12 protein-coding genes are annotated in these 14,849 nt (G+C 70.9%); 6 read left to right on the top strand and 6 right to left on the bottom strand.

What is annotated here, in order from left to right; translation table 11 throughout:
• Positions 1–157: 157 nt before the first annotated feature.
• The 3 genes from AB0J33_RS08300 to AB0J33_RS08290 all read left to right on the top strand — a co-directional run bounded on the left by AB0J33_RS08300 (position 158) and on the right by AB0J33_RS08290 (position 5,311).
• Positions 158–1,783 (top strand): glycoside hydrolase family 43 protein, encoded by a 1,626-nt coding sequence (locus tag AB0J33_RS08300; protein WP_363611251.1) that lies wholly within the window; start codon positions 158–160, stop codon positions 1,781–1,783.
• Between the two features lie 236 nt (positions 1,784–2,019).
• Positions 2,020–3,231 carry a chitosanase gene (locus AB0J33_RS08295; RefSeq protein ID WP_363611249.1) on the top strand — a complete coding sequence of 404 codons (1,212 nt, stop codon included), beginning with the start codon at positions 2,020–2,022 and terminating at the stop codon, positions 3,229–3,231.
• Positions 3,232–3,418: 187 nt separating this feature from the next.
• Positions 3,419–5,311 (top strand): ABC transporter ATP-binding protein, encoded by a 1,893-nt coding sequence (locus tag AB0J33_RS08290; protein WP_363611247.1) that lies wholly within the window; start codon positions 3,419–3,421, stop codon positions 5,309–5,311.
• A gap of 131 nt (positions 5,312–5,442) precedes the next feature.
• Here AB0J33_RS08290 and AB0J33_RS08285 read toward each other — a convergent pair whose 3' ends face one another.
• The 4 genes from AB0J33_RS08285 to AB0J33_RS08270 all read right to left on the bottom strand — a co-directional run bounded on the left by AB0J33_RS08285 (position 5,443) and on the right by AB0J33_RS08270 (position 8,673).
• Entirely contained in the window at positions 5,443–6,009 is a 567-nt protein-coding gene (locus tag AB0J33_RS08285; protein WP_363611245.1) for a PepSY domain-containing protein, read from the bottom strand.
• Between the two features lie 102 nt (positions 6,010–6,111).
• Positions 6,112–6,666: a DUF5872 domain-containing protein gene (locus AB0J33_RS08280; protein ID WP_363611243.1), complete on the bottom strand. Its 555-nt coding sequence runs from the start codon at positions 6,664–6,666 to the stop codon at positions 6,112–6,114.
• 28 nt (positions 6,667–6,694) lie between these two features.
• Entirely contained in the window at positions 6,695–7,981 is a 1,287-nt protein-coding gene (locus tag AB0J33_RS08275; protein WP_363611241.1) for a HAMP domain-containing sensor histidine kinase, read from the bottom strand.
• Positions 7,978–8,673, bottom strand: a complete 696-nt coding sequence (locus AB0J33_RS08270; RefSeq protein ID WP_363611239.1) for a response regulator transcription factor — start codon at positions 8,671–8,673, stop codon at positions 7,978–7,980. Before AB0J33_RS08270 ends, AB0J33_RS08275 begins: the two co-directional genes overlap by 4 nt.
• 102 nt (positions 8,674–8,775) lie before the next feature.
• Here AB0J33_RS08270 and AB0J33_RS08265 point away from each other — a divergent pair, with 102 nt between their 5' ends.
• The gene (locus tag AB0J33_RS08265) at positions 8,776–9,267 is read left to right on the top strand and encodes a septum formation initiator (RefSeq protein ID WP_363611237.1); all 492 of its coding nucleotides are present in this window, start codon (positions 8,776–8,778) and stop codon (positions 9,265–9,267) included.
• Positions 9,268–9,293: 26 nt separating this feature from the next.
• On the opposite strand, the gene AB0J33_RS08260 is transcribed toward AB0J33_RS08265, so the two are convergent.
• Complete coding sequence (locus tag AB0J33_RS08260) at positions 9,294–9,746, bottom strand: MarR family winged helix-turn-helix transcriptional regulator (RefSeq protein ID WP_363611235.1); 453 nt, start codon at positions 9,744–9,746, stop codon at positions 9,294–9,296.
• Between the two features lie 118 nt (positions 9,747–9,864).
• Between AB0J33_RS08260 and AB0J33_RS08255 the strand changes: the two genes are divergently transcribed.
• On the top strand, positions 9,865–10,161 hold the full coding sequence (locus AB0J33_RS08255; protein ID WP_363611233.1) for a hypothetical protein: 297 nt from the start codon (positions 9,865–9,867) through the stop codon (positions 10,159–10,161).
• 100 nt (positions 10,162–10,261) lie between these two features.
• Here the strand turns inward: AB0J33_RS08255 and AB0J33_RS08250 are convergent, their stop codons facing one another.
• Entirely contained in the window at positions 10,262–14,197 is a 3,936-nt protein-coding gene (locus AB0J33_RS08250) for a ThuA domain-containing protein (RefSeq protein WP_363611231.1), read from the bottom strand.
• Between the two features lie 355 nt (positions 14,198–14,552).
• Between AB0J33_RS08250 and AB0J33_RS08245 the strand changes: the two genes are divergently transcribed.
• Positions 14,553–14,843: a DUF1540 domain-containing protein gene (locus AB0J33_RS08245; RefSeq protein WP_363611229.1), complete on the top strand. Its 291-nt coding sequence runs from the start codon at positions 14,553–14,555 to the stop codon at positions 14,841–14,843.
• Positions 14,844–14,849: the final 6 nt, after the last annotated feature.

Raw genomic sequence — 14,849 nt, 5'->3', positions numbered from 1 at the left:
TATTACCGGTCGATGGCCGGCACGCTACGAGCTGTTTCCGCAACGGTCAAGACCTCTGTCCTATTGCGAAAAGACCGGCTAGCGTAGGCAAGACTTCCAGTGATCCGGGACCGCAAGTTTCCGGAAGTTCCAGACAGCCCGTCCAGAGGAGCCCCCCGTGTCGACCGACATCGCTAACGTGGCGACCGCTACCCGGTCGATCCGCAATCCCGTCCTCGCCGGGTTCCACCCGGACCCGTCGATCCTGCGCGTCGGCGATGACTACTACCTGGCCACCTCGACCTTCGAGTGGTATCCGGGCGTGCTCGTGCACCATTCGCGTGATCTCGTCAACTGGCGCAGCCTGGGCGGGATCATCACCGACCGGCGCCTGCTCGACCTGCGCGGCTGCGGCGACTCCAACGGGGTGTGGGCACCCGACCTGACATACCAGGACGGTCAGTTCCACCTCGTCTACAGCGACGTGGCCAGCTTCGCCAGCGGTTACTGGGATCCCCAGAACTTCCTGGTCACCGCCGACGACATTGCCGGCCCCTGGTCCGACCCGGTGAAGCTGCACGGGCGCGGATTCGACGCGGCGCTGTTCCACGACGACGACGGCACCAGCTGGCTGCTGAGCATGAGCGCGGACTGGCGCCCCGGCCGCGACCGCTTCGGCGGCATCGAGATCCAGCAGTACGACCGGGCCGCGCGCCGTCTGGTCGGCAGCCCCCGCATCCTGTTCACCGGCACCCCGGTCGGCGTCACCGAGGGGCCGCACCTGTACCGCCACGACGGCTGGTACTGGCTGATCACCGCCGAGGGTGGCACCAGCTGGGAGCACCAGGTCACCGTGGCGCGGTCCCGTGAGCTGTTCGGGCCGTACGAGGTGGATCCGGACGGGCCGCTGCTCACCTCGGTCGACCGGCCCGACCTGCGCTTGCAGAAGGCGGGTCACGGCAGCCTGGTCCGCACCCAGGACGACGAGTGGTACCTGGCCCACCTGGTCGGGCGCCCGTACTCGCCCCTGGGCAGTTGCGTGCTGGGCCGGGAGACCGCGATCCAGCGGGTCGAGTGGCCGTCGGGTGGTTGGCCCCGAATCGCCGGAGGGGTGCCCGCGGACGAGGTCGTCGCGCCCGACCTGCCCGCGCACCCGTGGCCGGCGGAACCGGAGACCGACCACTTCGACGCCCCCGAGCTGGGCCCGTGCTGGTCGACGCTGCGTCGGCCGGCAACCCCGGACTGGGTCGACCTGCGCACCCGCCCGTCGCACCTGCGGGTTCACGGCGGGCAGTCGCCCGTGGGTCGACAGGCCCCCAGCCTGGTCGCGCGACGGGTCGGGGCGATGCGTTGCTCCCTGGAGACGGTGGTGGAGTTCGCACCGACCGACCACCGCCAGCTCGCCGGGATCACCGCCTACTACAACACCCTGAACTGGCACCATCTCTACCTCACCCGGGCCGACGACGGGCGGACGGTGCTGGAGCTGCTTAGCTCGGACAACGGGCGGCGCACCGCGTACCCCGATTTGACCGTCGACGTCGGCGGCGTCACCCGGGTCGGCCTGCGGGCCGTGTTCGACGGTCCGGTGGTGCGCTTCGACTACGACCTCGGCGGCGGTTGGCAGGGGCTACCGGTCGAGTTGGACGCGACCATCCTGTCCGACGAACACGCCGCGTTGATCATCGACGGTGAGCCGGCGGCGTGGGGCTTCACCGGGTCGTTCCTCGGTCTGTGGGTGCAGGATCTGGGCGGCGACGGCACGTACGCCGACTTCGACCTGGCCACCTACCGGGAGCAGTGACCACGCGGACGGCACCCACCGGGTGCCGTCCGCGCCCCCCGGTTCGCCCTACTCGACCTGGGCGGCGACAGCGTGAACAGGCTCTGTCACGCCTCGCGGTCGCCGATTGACGGGCCATCGACGCACTGGTATCTGTTAATACAGTTTCCTGATGCTCGCGGTGCCCGCCGGGGCCGAACCGCCTTGCCGGGGCACCGACCGGCCGGCGGCACGCCGCCCCTTCCCCGAGGAACACCATGGTTCACCAGAGAACAGCCGCCTACGTCGTGGGCACCCTGCTGGTCGGCGTCGCCGCAGTCGGTTTCGGCCTGCCCTCGGCCAGCGCCGCGACCGCCGGCCCGATCACCGGCCTCGCCGGTAAGTGCATCGACGTCGCCGGCGCCAGCTCGGCCAACGGCACGCCCGTCCAGCTCTACGACTGCAACGGCAGCGCGGCCCAGACGTGGACCGTCGGCAACACCGACAACTCGATCCGGGCACTCGGCAAGTGTCTCGACGTCACCGCCGCGTCGACCGCCAACGGCGCCAAGGTGCAGCTGTATGACTGCAACAGCACCGGCGCGCAGAAGTGGACCGCCAGCAACGGCGCGCTCGTCAACTCCGGCTCCGGCAAGTGCCTCGACGTCACCGACCGGAGCACCGCGAACGGTGCCCGGTTGCAGATCTGGACCTGCGGCGGCACCAGCAACCAGCAGTGGACCCTGCCCGGCGGTGGCACCCCCACCACTCCCCCGCCCACCAGCCCGAGCGGCACCAACCTCGACGACCCGGCGAAGAAGGACGTCGCCATGCAGCTCGTCTCGGCGGCCGAAAACTCCTCGCTCGACTGGCGCGCGCAGTTCTCCTACATCGAGGACATCGGCGACGGGCGCGGCTACACCGCCGGCATCATCGGCTTCTGCTCCGGCACCGGCGACATGCTGGAGCTGGTCCAGGCGTACACGAACACCAAGCCCGGCAACGTGCTGGCCGGCTACCTGCCGGCGCTGCGCGCCGTCAACGGCACCGCCTCGCACGCGGGCCTCGACCCGAACTTCACCCGCGACTGGCGCACCGCGGCCAACGACTCGGTGTTCCGGGCCGCGCAGGAGGCCGAACGCGACCGGGTCTACTTCAACCCGTCGGTACGCGACGGTAAGAACGACCAGGTCCGGGCGCTCGGCCAGTTCGCCTACTACGACGCGGCGGTCATGCACGGGTACGAGGGCATGCGCCAGATCCGCAGCCGCGCCCTCGCTCGGGCCAAGCCGCCGGCCCAGGGCGGCGACGAGCGGACCTGGCTCAACGCCTTCCTCGACGAGCGGGTCATCGAGATGAAGAAGGAGGAGGCCCACTCGGACACCTCCCGCGTCGACACGGCCCAGCGGGTGTTCCTCAACAACGGCAACTTCAACCTGAACACCCCGTTGGCCTTCGCCGTCTACGGGGAGCAGTTCCGCATCGGGTAATCGGCAGGCGGCACGACGGACCAACGGAGTGGTCCACGAGCCGCACAGTTCGTCGACGGCGGGGTCGCCGGCACGGGTTCTCCGTTTGCCGCCGACCCCGCCGATTCGCGCGGAGTTGGGCCATTCGGCGCGGTGACTTGACCTCAAGCTCGGGTGAGGTCCTAACCTCCGACATCGGAGGTACGGAATGAGTATGGAAGTCACCGCGTGGATGTCTCTGCACCACGCCATGAACGCGCAGGACGAGCGGCCGCTGTCGCGCGCCACGTTGAAGCGCATCGCACGATTCGCGCGGCCACACCGTACTTTGATCATCAGGTTCCTGCTGTTGAGTGTGGTGACGGCGGTTCTCACGGTGGCCGCGCCCGTTCTCGCCGGCCGGGTGGTCGACGCGATCGTCGACGGCGCCGACGGCGACGTCGTGATCCGGTTGGCAGCGCTGATCGCCGTGATCGCCCTCGCCGAGGCCGGGCTGGGTCTGGTGACGCGTTTTCTCTCCGCGAGCATCGGTGAGGGGCTGATCGTCCAACTGCGGACGGCTGTCTTCGACCACGTTCAACGGATGCCGGTGGCGTTCTTCACCCGGACGCGCACGGGCGCGCTGGTCAGTCGACTGAACAACGACGTGATCGGCGCGCAACGAGCCTTCAGCGACACCCTGTCCAGCGTGGTCGGCAACGCCGTCACGCTGGCCCTGACGTTGGCCGTGATGCTGACCTTCTCCTGGCAGATCACGCTGCTGGCGCTCGTGCTGCTGCCCATCTTCGTTTTCCCGGCTCGCCGGATGGGCTCGCGGCTGGCCCGGTTGCAGCGTGAGGCGGCCGAGCACAACGCGGCCATGAGCACCCGGATGACAGAGCGCTTCTCCGCACCCGGCGCCACACTGGTCAAGCTGTACGGGCGGCCGGCCGAGGAGTCCGCCGAGTTCGCGGTGCGCGCCCGGCGGGTACGGGACATCGGCGTCCGCGCGGCCATGTTGCAGTGGGTCTTCATCACCGCGCTCACCCTTGTCGGCTCGCTGGCGCTGGCCCTGGTGTACGGGCTCGGCGGTCTCTACGCGTTGCGTGGCAGCCTCGACGCCGGGACGGTGGTCGCCCTCGCGTTGCTCCTGTCGCGGCTGTACGCGCCGTTGACATCGTTGGCGAGTGCCCGGGTCGAGGTGATGAGCGCGCTGGTGAGCTTCGAGCGGGTGTTCGAGGTCCTCGACCTCAAGCCGCTGATCCTGGACAGGCCCGACGCCCGGCCCCTGCCCGACGGGCCGGTCGCGGTGGAGTTCGACGATGTCCGGTTCGGCTATCCGTCGGCGGACAAGGTGTCGCTCGCGTCCCTGGAGGACGTGGCGAAGCTCGATACGCGCGGCGGCGAGGAGGTGCTGCACGGGGTGTCGTTCCGCGCCGAGGCGGGGCAGATGGTCGCCCTCGTCGGGTCCTCCGGGGCGGGCAAGTCGACGATCGCGCAGCTCGTCCCCCGCCTGTACGACGTCGAGGACGGCGCTGTGAAGCTCGGCGACGTCGATGTGCGTGACCTGTCGTCCGAGTCGATCCGGACCGCGTTGGGTGTGGTGACCCAGGACGGGCACCTCTTCCACGAGAGCATCCGCGCCAACCTGACGTTCGCCCGTCCGGACGCGACCGAGGACGAGATGTGGGAGGTGCTCCGGCGGGCCCGGCTCGACGACCTGATCCGCTCGCTGCCCGACGGGCTCGACACCGTCGTCGGCGAACGCGGCTACCGCCTGTCCGGCGGCGAACGGCAACGGCTCACCATCGCCCGGCTGTTGCTGGCCCGTCCGCGCGTGGTCATCCTCGACGAGGCCACCGCGCATCTGGACTCCACCTCGGAGGCGGCGGTCCAGGACGCCCTCGCCGAAGCCCTGACCGGCCGCACGAGCGTGGTCATCGCGCACCGGCTCTCCACCATCCGGGCGGCCGACCAGATCCTCGTCGTGGAGGACGGACGCATCGTCGAGCGCGGGCGACACGGTGAGCTTCTCGCCGCCGGCGGCCGTTATCACGAGCTGTACCGCACCCAGTTCGCCCAGGACCAGCCGACGGTCCAGGAGCAACGCGTCGCCATCTAGACCAGCGGGTGGGCGGAACCAGCACGGACCGTACCGACCGGACGGCACCAGCACCAGCACCAGGGACGGCGACCAGCCGGACGGCCGCCCGCCACGGGTCGAATCCCGCGGCGGGCGGCGGAGTCCGACGATCAGTCGTCGTCGTCCTTGTCGTCCGCGTCGTCGTTGTCGTCGGCGTCGTTGTCGTCGTTGTCGTCGTCGTCGTCGTCGGCGGCGGCGTCGTTGTCGTCGGCGTCGACCGGCTCCTGCTCGGCCTTCACCACCGAACCGTTGTCCCGGTCGACGTCCACCTCGTGCTCGGTGTCGCCCGCGACGATCTCGACGCTCCACACCGGCCGGCCGTGCTCCTGCTCGGCTTCGACCTCGACGATCTGACCCCCGCCAGCCCGGGCGAGCGCGATCTCGCCGGCGCGCTGCTCGTCGACCGCGCTGCCCGCCGGCGCGCCGCCGGTCGATGGCGTACCGGCCGACGGCGGGCCGCTCGACGGTGTACCCGACGGGGTGTTGGCTGACGGCGAACCGCTGGTCTCCGGCGTGTCCGTGGCCGTCGGCGCGGCGGTTGCCGCGGCGAGCGCCGTGCCGCCGGTCCGCGAGTCGTTCGCGGCGGCGACGCCGAGTGCGACCCCGGCCACCGCCAGCACCGCCGACCCGCCGACCGACGCCAGAAGCAGATTGGTGCGCTTCATCGTGGTGTCCACCTCTCCTCGGTTGTCGACTCCGAGGATCGGTCGGATCGGGATAGCACCGCGCTGTCGGGACGCTAAGGCCGGGTTAAGACCCGCCGGCCGGGTCGGGCCGGGTCAGCCGCGCCGGTTGAGTTCCGACTCCAGCCGCTGGACGAGCGTCTTGCGGTCCTTGCTGGCGCGCTCGTTGCGCAGTGCGGTTTTGAGCTGTCGTGTGTCGAGACCACGGACCAGCTTGGCCGCCTCGGCGACCGACATCTCCGTCATCCGGTCGGCCGTGGTGGCGTCCCGACGCGCTCGTTTCGCCGGCCCGGTGTTGGCGACGTACTGCTTGCCGGTTCGGGACGCTTCGCGCTTCTTCGTGTCGGTAGCCCGCTTCTGGTTCTCCGACATCTCCTCCCAGGCCTTCTTGGGCAGATAGCGGCTCGTCGTGCCGTCCTTGCGCGCACGCGTGTCGCCCTCCTTCGTCTGCCATTTCTCGTTGCCCCAGCGCTGGAGCGCCTTCTGTCGCTCGTCCTTTGGACCCAGGAATCCCCCACCGCGCCGCTTGTACTCCTGAGTGACCAGCTGCGACTTGCGCGCCGACCACTGCCCCGGTCGGCCGCCCTTGTCGGAGGCCTGGATCTCTTCCTTGATCTGCTCTCTGAGCTCGGGTTTCGTATACCGCGCCATGACTGGCAGCTACCCGGCACGGCAGCGGCTATGCGTCCGGCGGCGACCCCGGAGGCCCGAGCCGGAGCAGCACCTGCGCACCGGCTCCCGGGCCGGTCCGCAGCTCCAGTCGACCGCCGGCGGCCTGCGCGGCCCGCCGGGCGATGTCCAGACCGAGGCCGGTGGACCCGGCGGCGCTGGCGCCCCGCCGGATCGCCCCGGCCGGCATTCCCGGGCCCTCGTCGGCGACGGTGAGGACCACCTCGCCCGCCTCGCGGGCGAGCCGCACCGCGAACGGCGTGCCGTCGGGCGTGTGCGCGAAAACGTTGCCGAGCAGGGCGTCCACGGCCGCCGTCAGGTTGTCCGCGGCCACGCCGACCGGGAGCGGGCCGGGCACCAGGTCGAGGGTGACGGCCCGCCCGGTGTCCTCGGCCAGCACCGACCAGAAGGCGACCCGCTCGGCGACGATCGCCGCCGCGTCCGAGGCGGCCGGCTGCGCCGGGGCGTGCCGCCACCGGGCCTGCCGGATCAGCCCGGTGACCGCGCGTTCCAGCCCGTCGGCGGCGGCGGTGATCCGGGCGGCGTCGTCCGGATCACGCAACGACTCCGCCTCCAACCGCAGGGCCGTCAGCGGCGTACGCAGTTGGTGCGACAGGTCGGCGACCTGCTCGCGTTCCTGCACCAGGAGCACCTGGATCCGGGCGGCGAGGTGGTTGAGCGCGCCGGCCACCTCACGCAGCTCGGGCGGGCCGGCGGGGGTGACCCGGGCGTCCAACTCGGCGTTGGCCAGCCGGTGCGAGACCGCCGAGAGGTCGCTGATCGGCCGGACCAGGGTGCGCGCCAGCCGGTCGGCGACCAGCAGCCCGATCAGCACGAGGATCACGCCGAGCAGCGCCAGCACCAGCCAGGCCCGGGTGACCCCGGCGGTCAGCTCGTGCTGCGGCACCGCGATCCGGATCACCCCGGTGCCGTCCGCCCGGCCCTGCACGGCGATCACCACCTCCCGGCCGGCCGCCGACTCCCCGGTGAGGCTCTGGCCGCGCGCGGCGAGGGCCACCGCGGGTGTACGCGGTGTCTGGGCACCGAGCACCGTGCCGTCCGGCAGGAAGACGCTCACCGGTCGTCCGGACTCCGCGGCGAGTTGCTCGACGGTGAGCCGGATGGTCGCCGCGTCGGCGGTGCCGACCACCGGCACCAGGCTCTGCGCGTCGGCGGTGGCCCGGACGGTGGCCCGGTCCTCGGCGACGGTGCGGACCAGCAGCGCCAACGGCACCAGGAACGCGATCAGGGTGAGGACGCTGACCGCCGCGACCAGCAGCGCGAGCCGCGCCCTCACGGTTGCGCCGCCGGGGCTTCGAGACGCACCCCGACACCACGCACGGTGTGCAGGTAGCGAGGCTGCTGGGCGTTCTCCCCCAACTTGCGACGCAACCAGGACAGGTGCACGTCGACGGTCTTGTCGGCGCCGCCGTACGGGATCTGCCAGACCTGGGTGAGCAGCTCGCGTTTGGTGACCACCTGGCCGGGGCGGCCGGCGAGGTGGTGCAGCAGATCGAACTCGCGGGGCGTCAGCTCGACCGCCACGCCGTCCAGGGTGACCTGCCGGGCCCGGGGATCGACCCGGAGCCCACCGACGACGAGCGCCGGGTCCTGCCCGTCGGCGTCGGCGGGGCCCCGCCGCAGCACCGCCCGGACGCGGGCGTCGAGCTGCGCCGCGGTGAACGGCTTGACCACGTAGTCGTCGGCGCCCGCGTCGAGCACCCGGACGATCTCGGTCTCGTCGTCGCGCGCGGTGGCCACGATGACCGGCACCGAACTGACGGCGCGCAGCATCCGCAGCAACTCGCGGCCGTCCAGGTCGGGCAGGCCCAGGTCGAGCACGACGAGGTCGGGCCGATCCTCCAGGGCGTCGCGGAGCCCGGCCATCGCGGTCGAGGCCGCGGCCACCGCGTGGCCGCGTTCCCGCAGGGCCCGGATCAGCGGGGTACGGATGGTCAGGTCGTCCTCGACGAGCAGCAGGCGGGCCACAGCTGGCAGGCTAACCGCTACCGCTGGCCGCGAGGCGGACCTTAACCGTGCCTTAGCGTGCGGATGTGCCGGCGACAACGGTGGATCGGGGATAGTCAGACGATGGGCCGTCGTTCGATCCTCATCGCCACCGGGTGGGTGGCCACCGCCGCCGTCGCCACCCTGATCGGTCTGGGCGCCATCCGGCTGGTGGGCGAGAGCATCACCGGCACACCGGGCGGGGTGCGCGGCGAGGCCGAGATCGAACGGGCGCTCGCCTCCCCCGAGCCGGTGCCCACCCCCGGCGCCACGGGCAGCGCCTCGGCCGCGCCCGGGGTGACAGGCACCGCCGCAGCGGGCACGACGAGCCCGGCACCGAGCGGCAGCGCCGGGGCCCGCCGAGGGTTCGCCACCAACGGCGGCACGGCCGTCGCCGAGTGCGGCCCCGGCGGCGTACGCCTCGTCTCCTGGGCCCCCGCGCAGGGCTACCGGGTCCGGGACGTGGACCGGGGCCCGGACGACGACGTCGAGGTCACCTTCCAGGGGTCGGCCCGGGAGTACGAGTTGAAGGTGCGCTGCATCGGCTCCGAGCCGGTGGCCGTCGCCGACGACTGACGTACTCGGAGCAGGCGAGCGGCGATTCAACGGCTCCGCAGGGCGTCCACCAATCTCCGGAGCGTCGCCCGCGCATCTTCGAGATCGCTGAGGCTGAGACCTGCTCGCTCGACGGCGTCCCGGCGGTCGGCGTCCGAGCGTTTCAGGAGGCCGGTGAGCGTGGCCAGCCCTGCTGTCGTGAGTGTCACCAGTGGCGCGCGGCGGTGATCGGGGTTGTCGTGCAACTCCACCATCCCGGCACGGGCCAGGTCGTCGACCACTCGCTGCACGCTCTGTCGAGCGAGGCCGAGTCTGCGCGCTGCGCTCGCGACGGTGCGGGCGCCGTCGGAGAGCACGCTCATCACGTGCCATCGGGCGGCAGTTTGTCCAGCTTCTCGGGCCAGTTCCTCGCTCGAGCGCCGAGACTCGCCGGCCAGTTCGTACACGTCTGCCATCAGCAGCCGATACGCGTCGACCCGGTCCTGCTCTCGTTCGGTCATCGCCGGCATGCTAGCGCACATTGACAGCCCATTAACAGACTGACAGCATGCTGTCATGATTCTCCGACTGTGGAGCGGGTGGACCGAGCCCGCTCTCGCTGACGCCTACGACCGGCTGTTGACGCAGGACATCGCACCCGCGATCCTCGCCCGGGGCGTGGCCGGGCTTCGGGAACTTCGGGTTCTGCGTCGTTCTCCGCAGGAGCTGGATCCCGCCGAGGGCGGCGAATTTCTCACCGCCATGACATTCACGGACCTTGCCGCGGTGTCGGCCTTCACCGGCGGCGATCCGTCCGCCTCCGTGGTTCCGCCTGCTGCCCGTGACCTGCTCGGGCGCTTCGACCGGCAGTCCCGGCACTACGTGAGCCGAGCGGTGTTCCGCGCCGACGATGGACAGCCGCCAGGCGCCGGATGAGCGGGTTCTGGGGGGCCACCGGAGCTAATGGGCATCACATGATCGAGACGAGTCCGCCCCCACCGCCCGATCGACGGTGGGGGCGGACTCAGGTGGTGGTTCAGCTGCTGTACGCCTCCACCTCCCAGAGCGAGTGGCCGTATCCGGTGCCCCGGGCGGTGCCGTTGATCCGCAGGTAGCGGCCGTTGGCGCCGAGCCCGGTGTGTTCGTCCACACCGCCGTCCGCGCCGGTCACCGTCTTCACGGTGGTCCAGGTGGTGCCGTCGTTCGAGGTCTGGATCTGGTACGCGCTGCTGTACGCCGCCTCCCAGCTCAGCTTGACCCGACCGATGGCGGTGGCGCTGCCGAGGTCGACCCTGATCCACTGCGGGTCGGAGAACGTGCTCGACCAGCGGGTGGTGAGGCTGCCGTCGACCGCCTGGGCGCCGGTGACGTCGGCCCCCTCGTTGCTGGACGTCGTCGTCGGCTTGTTCAGCAACAGGTTGCCGCCGGTCGGGGTGCCGGTGCCGCCGTACACCTCGAACTCGAAGAGCGAGTAGCCCCAGGCGGTCCCCCGGGCGGTGCCGAGCAGCCGGACGTACCGACCGGAACCGCTGAGCCCGGTCAGGTCGTCCACGCCACCGTCGCCGCCGGTCACCGTACGGATGGTGGTGAAGTTGACCCCGTCCGCTGAACTCTGGATCTGGTAGCCGCTGCCGTACGCCGCCTCCCAGGTCAGCTTGACCCGGTTGATGGCGTACGAGGCGCCGAGGTCGACGTCGATCCACTGCGGATCGCCGAAGGCGCTGCCCCACCGGGTGCCGGCCGCGCCGTCGAACGCGTTGGCCGCGACGTACGCGCCCTCGGAACTGGACGCCCGCGCCGGCTTGCCCCGGGCCAGGTTGGTGCCCGGCTCGGGATCCGGGTCCGGATCCGGCCCGGGTCCGCCGGGGCTGGTGGAGAGGGTGAACTCGTCGATGTCGAAGTACGGCCCGGTCCCCTTGAAGACCAGGAACAGCGTCCGGGTGCCGGTCGGGGCGGTGACCCCACCGGTGACCGTGGCGAAGTTCGCGTACCCGCCGGTGGGTACCACGGTGGCCGAACCGACGAGCGGCCCGCTCGGCGAGTCGACCCGCAACTCCAAGGTGCCGCCACCGCCGGCCGGCGCGCCGACCCGTGCGCTGAACGACTGGACGCCGGTCAGGTTGTAGGGGCGGAACGAGATCCAGTCGTTGTTGTCGACGTAGCCGACCGCGGCTCCGCCGTGCCCGGCCGCCCCGGCGACGATCTGGATGCCGGACGAGTCACCGAAGTGCTCGGCCTGGCGTACCCGGGGTTGCAGGACGGCCTGGGTGTGCGTGGTCAGCGCCGGCTGGCCGCCACCGCCCAGGTCGGTGTACTCGGCGTCGATGATGCCGAAGATGTTCGCCGCCGTGTCGTGCTCGCCGTCGGCCGAGGTCTGGATGACCCCGGTGCAGCCCTGCACGCTGCCGAGCTGGTGGCCGTGCGAGTCGTGGCCGAGGACGTAGTTCACCTTGACGCGGGCGCAGTTGATCGCGCCGTCCTGGGCGTCGGTGACGGTGACGGAGAACGGCACCGCGTCGCCGAAGTTGAAGGTCTGCCCGTTCAACGGGGTGTTCACGGTGACCACCGGGGCACTGTTGCCGACGGTGACGACCACGCTCGCGGTGGCCGTCTTACCGGTGGTGTCCCGGACCGTCAGGGTGGGGCTGCGGGTCCCGTTGGTGGTGTACGTGAAGCTCGGGTTCGCCGCTGTCGAGTCGGTGGTGCCGTTGTTGTCGAAGTCCCAGGCGTAGGTGAACGGGTCGCCGTCCGGGTCGAGGGTGCCGGCCGAGGAGAAGGCCACGGTCAGCGGCGCGGTGCCGCTGGTCGGGGTGGCGGAGACCTTGGCGACGGGTGCTCTGCCCTCGCGGGCGTACTCGATGCGGTAGAGCGCGGAGTTGGCGTCGCCGTTGAACCAACCGGTGCCGTAGTCGAGCACGTAGAGCGCGCCGTCCGGGCCGAACTCCATGTCCATGACCTGGGTGCCGGTCCACGGGAACGGGTTGATCTTCAGTGGTTGGCCGGACGCGTCGAGCTTGATGTTCTTGATCCAGCGGCGACCGAACTCACCGGCGAAGTAGGTCCCGTCGTAGTACTCGGGGAACGCCACGGGTGAGGTGTTGTTCCGGTCGTACCGGTAGACCGGGCCACCCATCGGCGAGAGGCCGCCACCGGTGAACTCCGGCGGCGAGCCGGAACCGCCGTACGGCAGCCAGGCCGGGACGGCCGGCGGCAGCTGGGTGATGCCGGTGTTGTTGGGCGAGTTGTTCACCGGCCCGCCGGCGCAGTTGAACTTCGCCCCGGACGGCCCGGACGGGAAGGTGTAGTCGTTGTACGCGTCGTTGCGGGCGGTGCAGTACGGCCAGCCGTAGAAGCCGGGCCGGTCGATCCGGGCGAACTCGACGTTGCCCGCCGGACCCCGGTTCGGGTCGGCGGTGCCGGCGTCGGGGCCGTAGTCGCCGAGGTAGACGATTCCGGTGGCCTTGTCCACGCTCATCCGGAACGGGTTGCGGAAGCCCATCGCGTAGACCTCCGGGCGGGTCCGCGCGGTGCCCGGAGCGAACATGTTGCCGGCCGGGATGGTGTAGCCGCCGGCCGCGCTCGGCTTGATCCGGAGGACCTTGCCGCGCAGGTCGTTGCTGTTGGCCGAGGTGCGTTGGGCGTCGAAGGCGGGGTTACGCCCGGCCCGCTCGTCGATCGGGGTGAAGCCGGCCGAGTCGAACGGGTTGGTGTCGTCGCCGGTGGACAGGTAGAGGTTGCCGGCCGCGTCGAAGTCCATGTCACCGCCGACGTGGCAGCACATGCCCCGGCTGGTCGGCACGTTCAGGATCAGCGTCTCGCTGGCCAGGTTGATGGTGTTGTCCGCGTTCACGGTGAATCGGGCCAGCCGGTTGACGCCGTCCCAGACGGCGAAGTCGGCCGGGGTGCCGGTGGCCGGCGCACCACCGCCGGGTGTGCTGAGCGGGGGCGCGTAGTAGGCGTACACCCAGCGGTTGGTGGCGAAGTTCGGGTCGGCCTTGATGCCCTGCAGGCCCTCCTCGTCACCGGTGTAGACCGGCAGGGTGCCGGCGATCTTGGTGTTGCCGGCGGCGTCGGTGTGCCGGATCACGCCGTTGCGGGAGGTGTGCAGCACACCCCGGTCCGGTAGGACGGTGAGGCTCATCGGCTCACCGGTCTCGGCCGCGCCCTTGGCCAGTTCCACCTGCTGGAAGCTGCTGGTGACGGTGGGACCACAGTCGGCGTCGATCGCGCCGGCCGCGGTCTGGATGCCGCCGAGCAGGTGCTGACGGAAGTTCGCCTCGCTGTACGACGCGTCGGTGTGCCCCAGGCCGGTGTACCAGGCTCGGCCGCCGGAGTAGTTCTGACACCAGGAGATCGGGTGGTCGGCGCCCATGCTGCCGCCGGTGTACGTGGTCTCGTCCAGGGTGGCCAGCACGTGCGCGTTGCCCCGGGGGTTGGTGCGGTAGTTGTACAACTCGTCGAACCGGCTCCACCGCTGCGGCAGCGTCGCGGTGGACGGGTGCACCTGGTCGGCGACCTTCACGGTGACGTTCTGCTCGGCCGGGTGCGACGCGAAGTACGCCCCGACCAGCCCGCCGTACCAGGGCCAGTCGTATTCGGTGTCGGAGGCGGAGTGCACGCCCACGTACCCGCCGCCGCCGGTGATGTAGCGCTCGAACGCGGCCTGCTGTGCGGCGTTGAGAACGTCGCCGGTGGTGGACAGCCAGATCACCGCGGCGAACCGGTCCAGGTTGGCGTCGGTGAACTGGCCGGAGTCCTCGGTGGCCTCGACGGTGAAGCCGTTGGCGGCGCCGAGCTGCTGGATGGCCGCGATGCCCGGGGTGATGGATCCGTGCCGGAACCCGGCGGTCTTGCTGAAGACCAGCACGGTGAACGGTGCGGCACTGGCCGTGGGTGGCGCGGCGACGATGCCGCTCGCCACGAGGATCGCGCTCAGCGCGACGCCGAGCCACGATCTCAGGGATCTGCGCACGGTGGGTCCTTTCGCAACACGGGACGGCGTGCGCCGATCACGCCTGGTGGGGGGGGCGGGACATGTGAATGCATCGTTGCGTCCCGGTAACGGGCGCGTCAAGCGCTCTCCCACGATCCATGAGAGCGCTATCTCCGCAGGTCAGAGGCGACCGTGCCAAACAAGATCGAATAACGGTTTTCCGGCCACGAACCCGGCCGGGGACCGGTGCGCGACGGCCGCGACCGCGCGTCGGCCCACCGATTAGGCAAGGCTTCCCTATCCAAATTATCCCGAAAGGGCGGCTGATGGGGAGTTGCCCTGTCATAGCCGGGTATGAAGATGGTCGGGCACCACCGACGGAAGCGAGATCGCCATGACCGACATGTTGCAGATGCCGCGGGTGCACGAGTGCACGGTCACCGACTGCGGCTACAACCACGATGGCTGCCACGCGTTCGCCATCACCATCGGGCAGCAGAACGCCAACTGCGCCACGTTCATCGACACCTCGGCGAAGGGCGGGCTGGACCGGGTCATCGCCCAGGTCGGGGCCTGCAAGCGCGCCGACTGCCAGCACAACGCCGAGCTGGAGTGCCACGCACCGTCGATCCGGGTGGGCCCGGGTCAGGACATCGCCGACTGTCAGACGTACCAGCCGCGCTGAACCCGG

It is taken from the genome of Micromonospora sp. NPDC049645 (genome assembly GCF_040675155.1).
GTDB lineage: Bacteria > Actinomycetota > Actinomycetes > Mycobacteriales > Micromonosporaceae > Micromonospora.
Note: the sequence above shows the minus strand (reverse complement) of the source record. Positions and strands in the feature narration are given on the sequence as shown.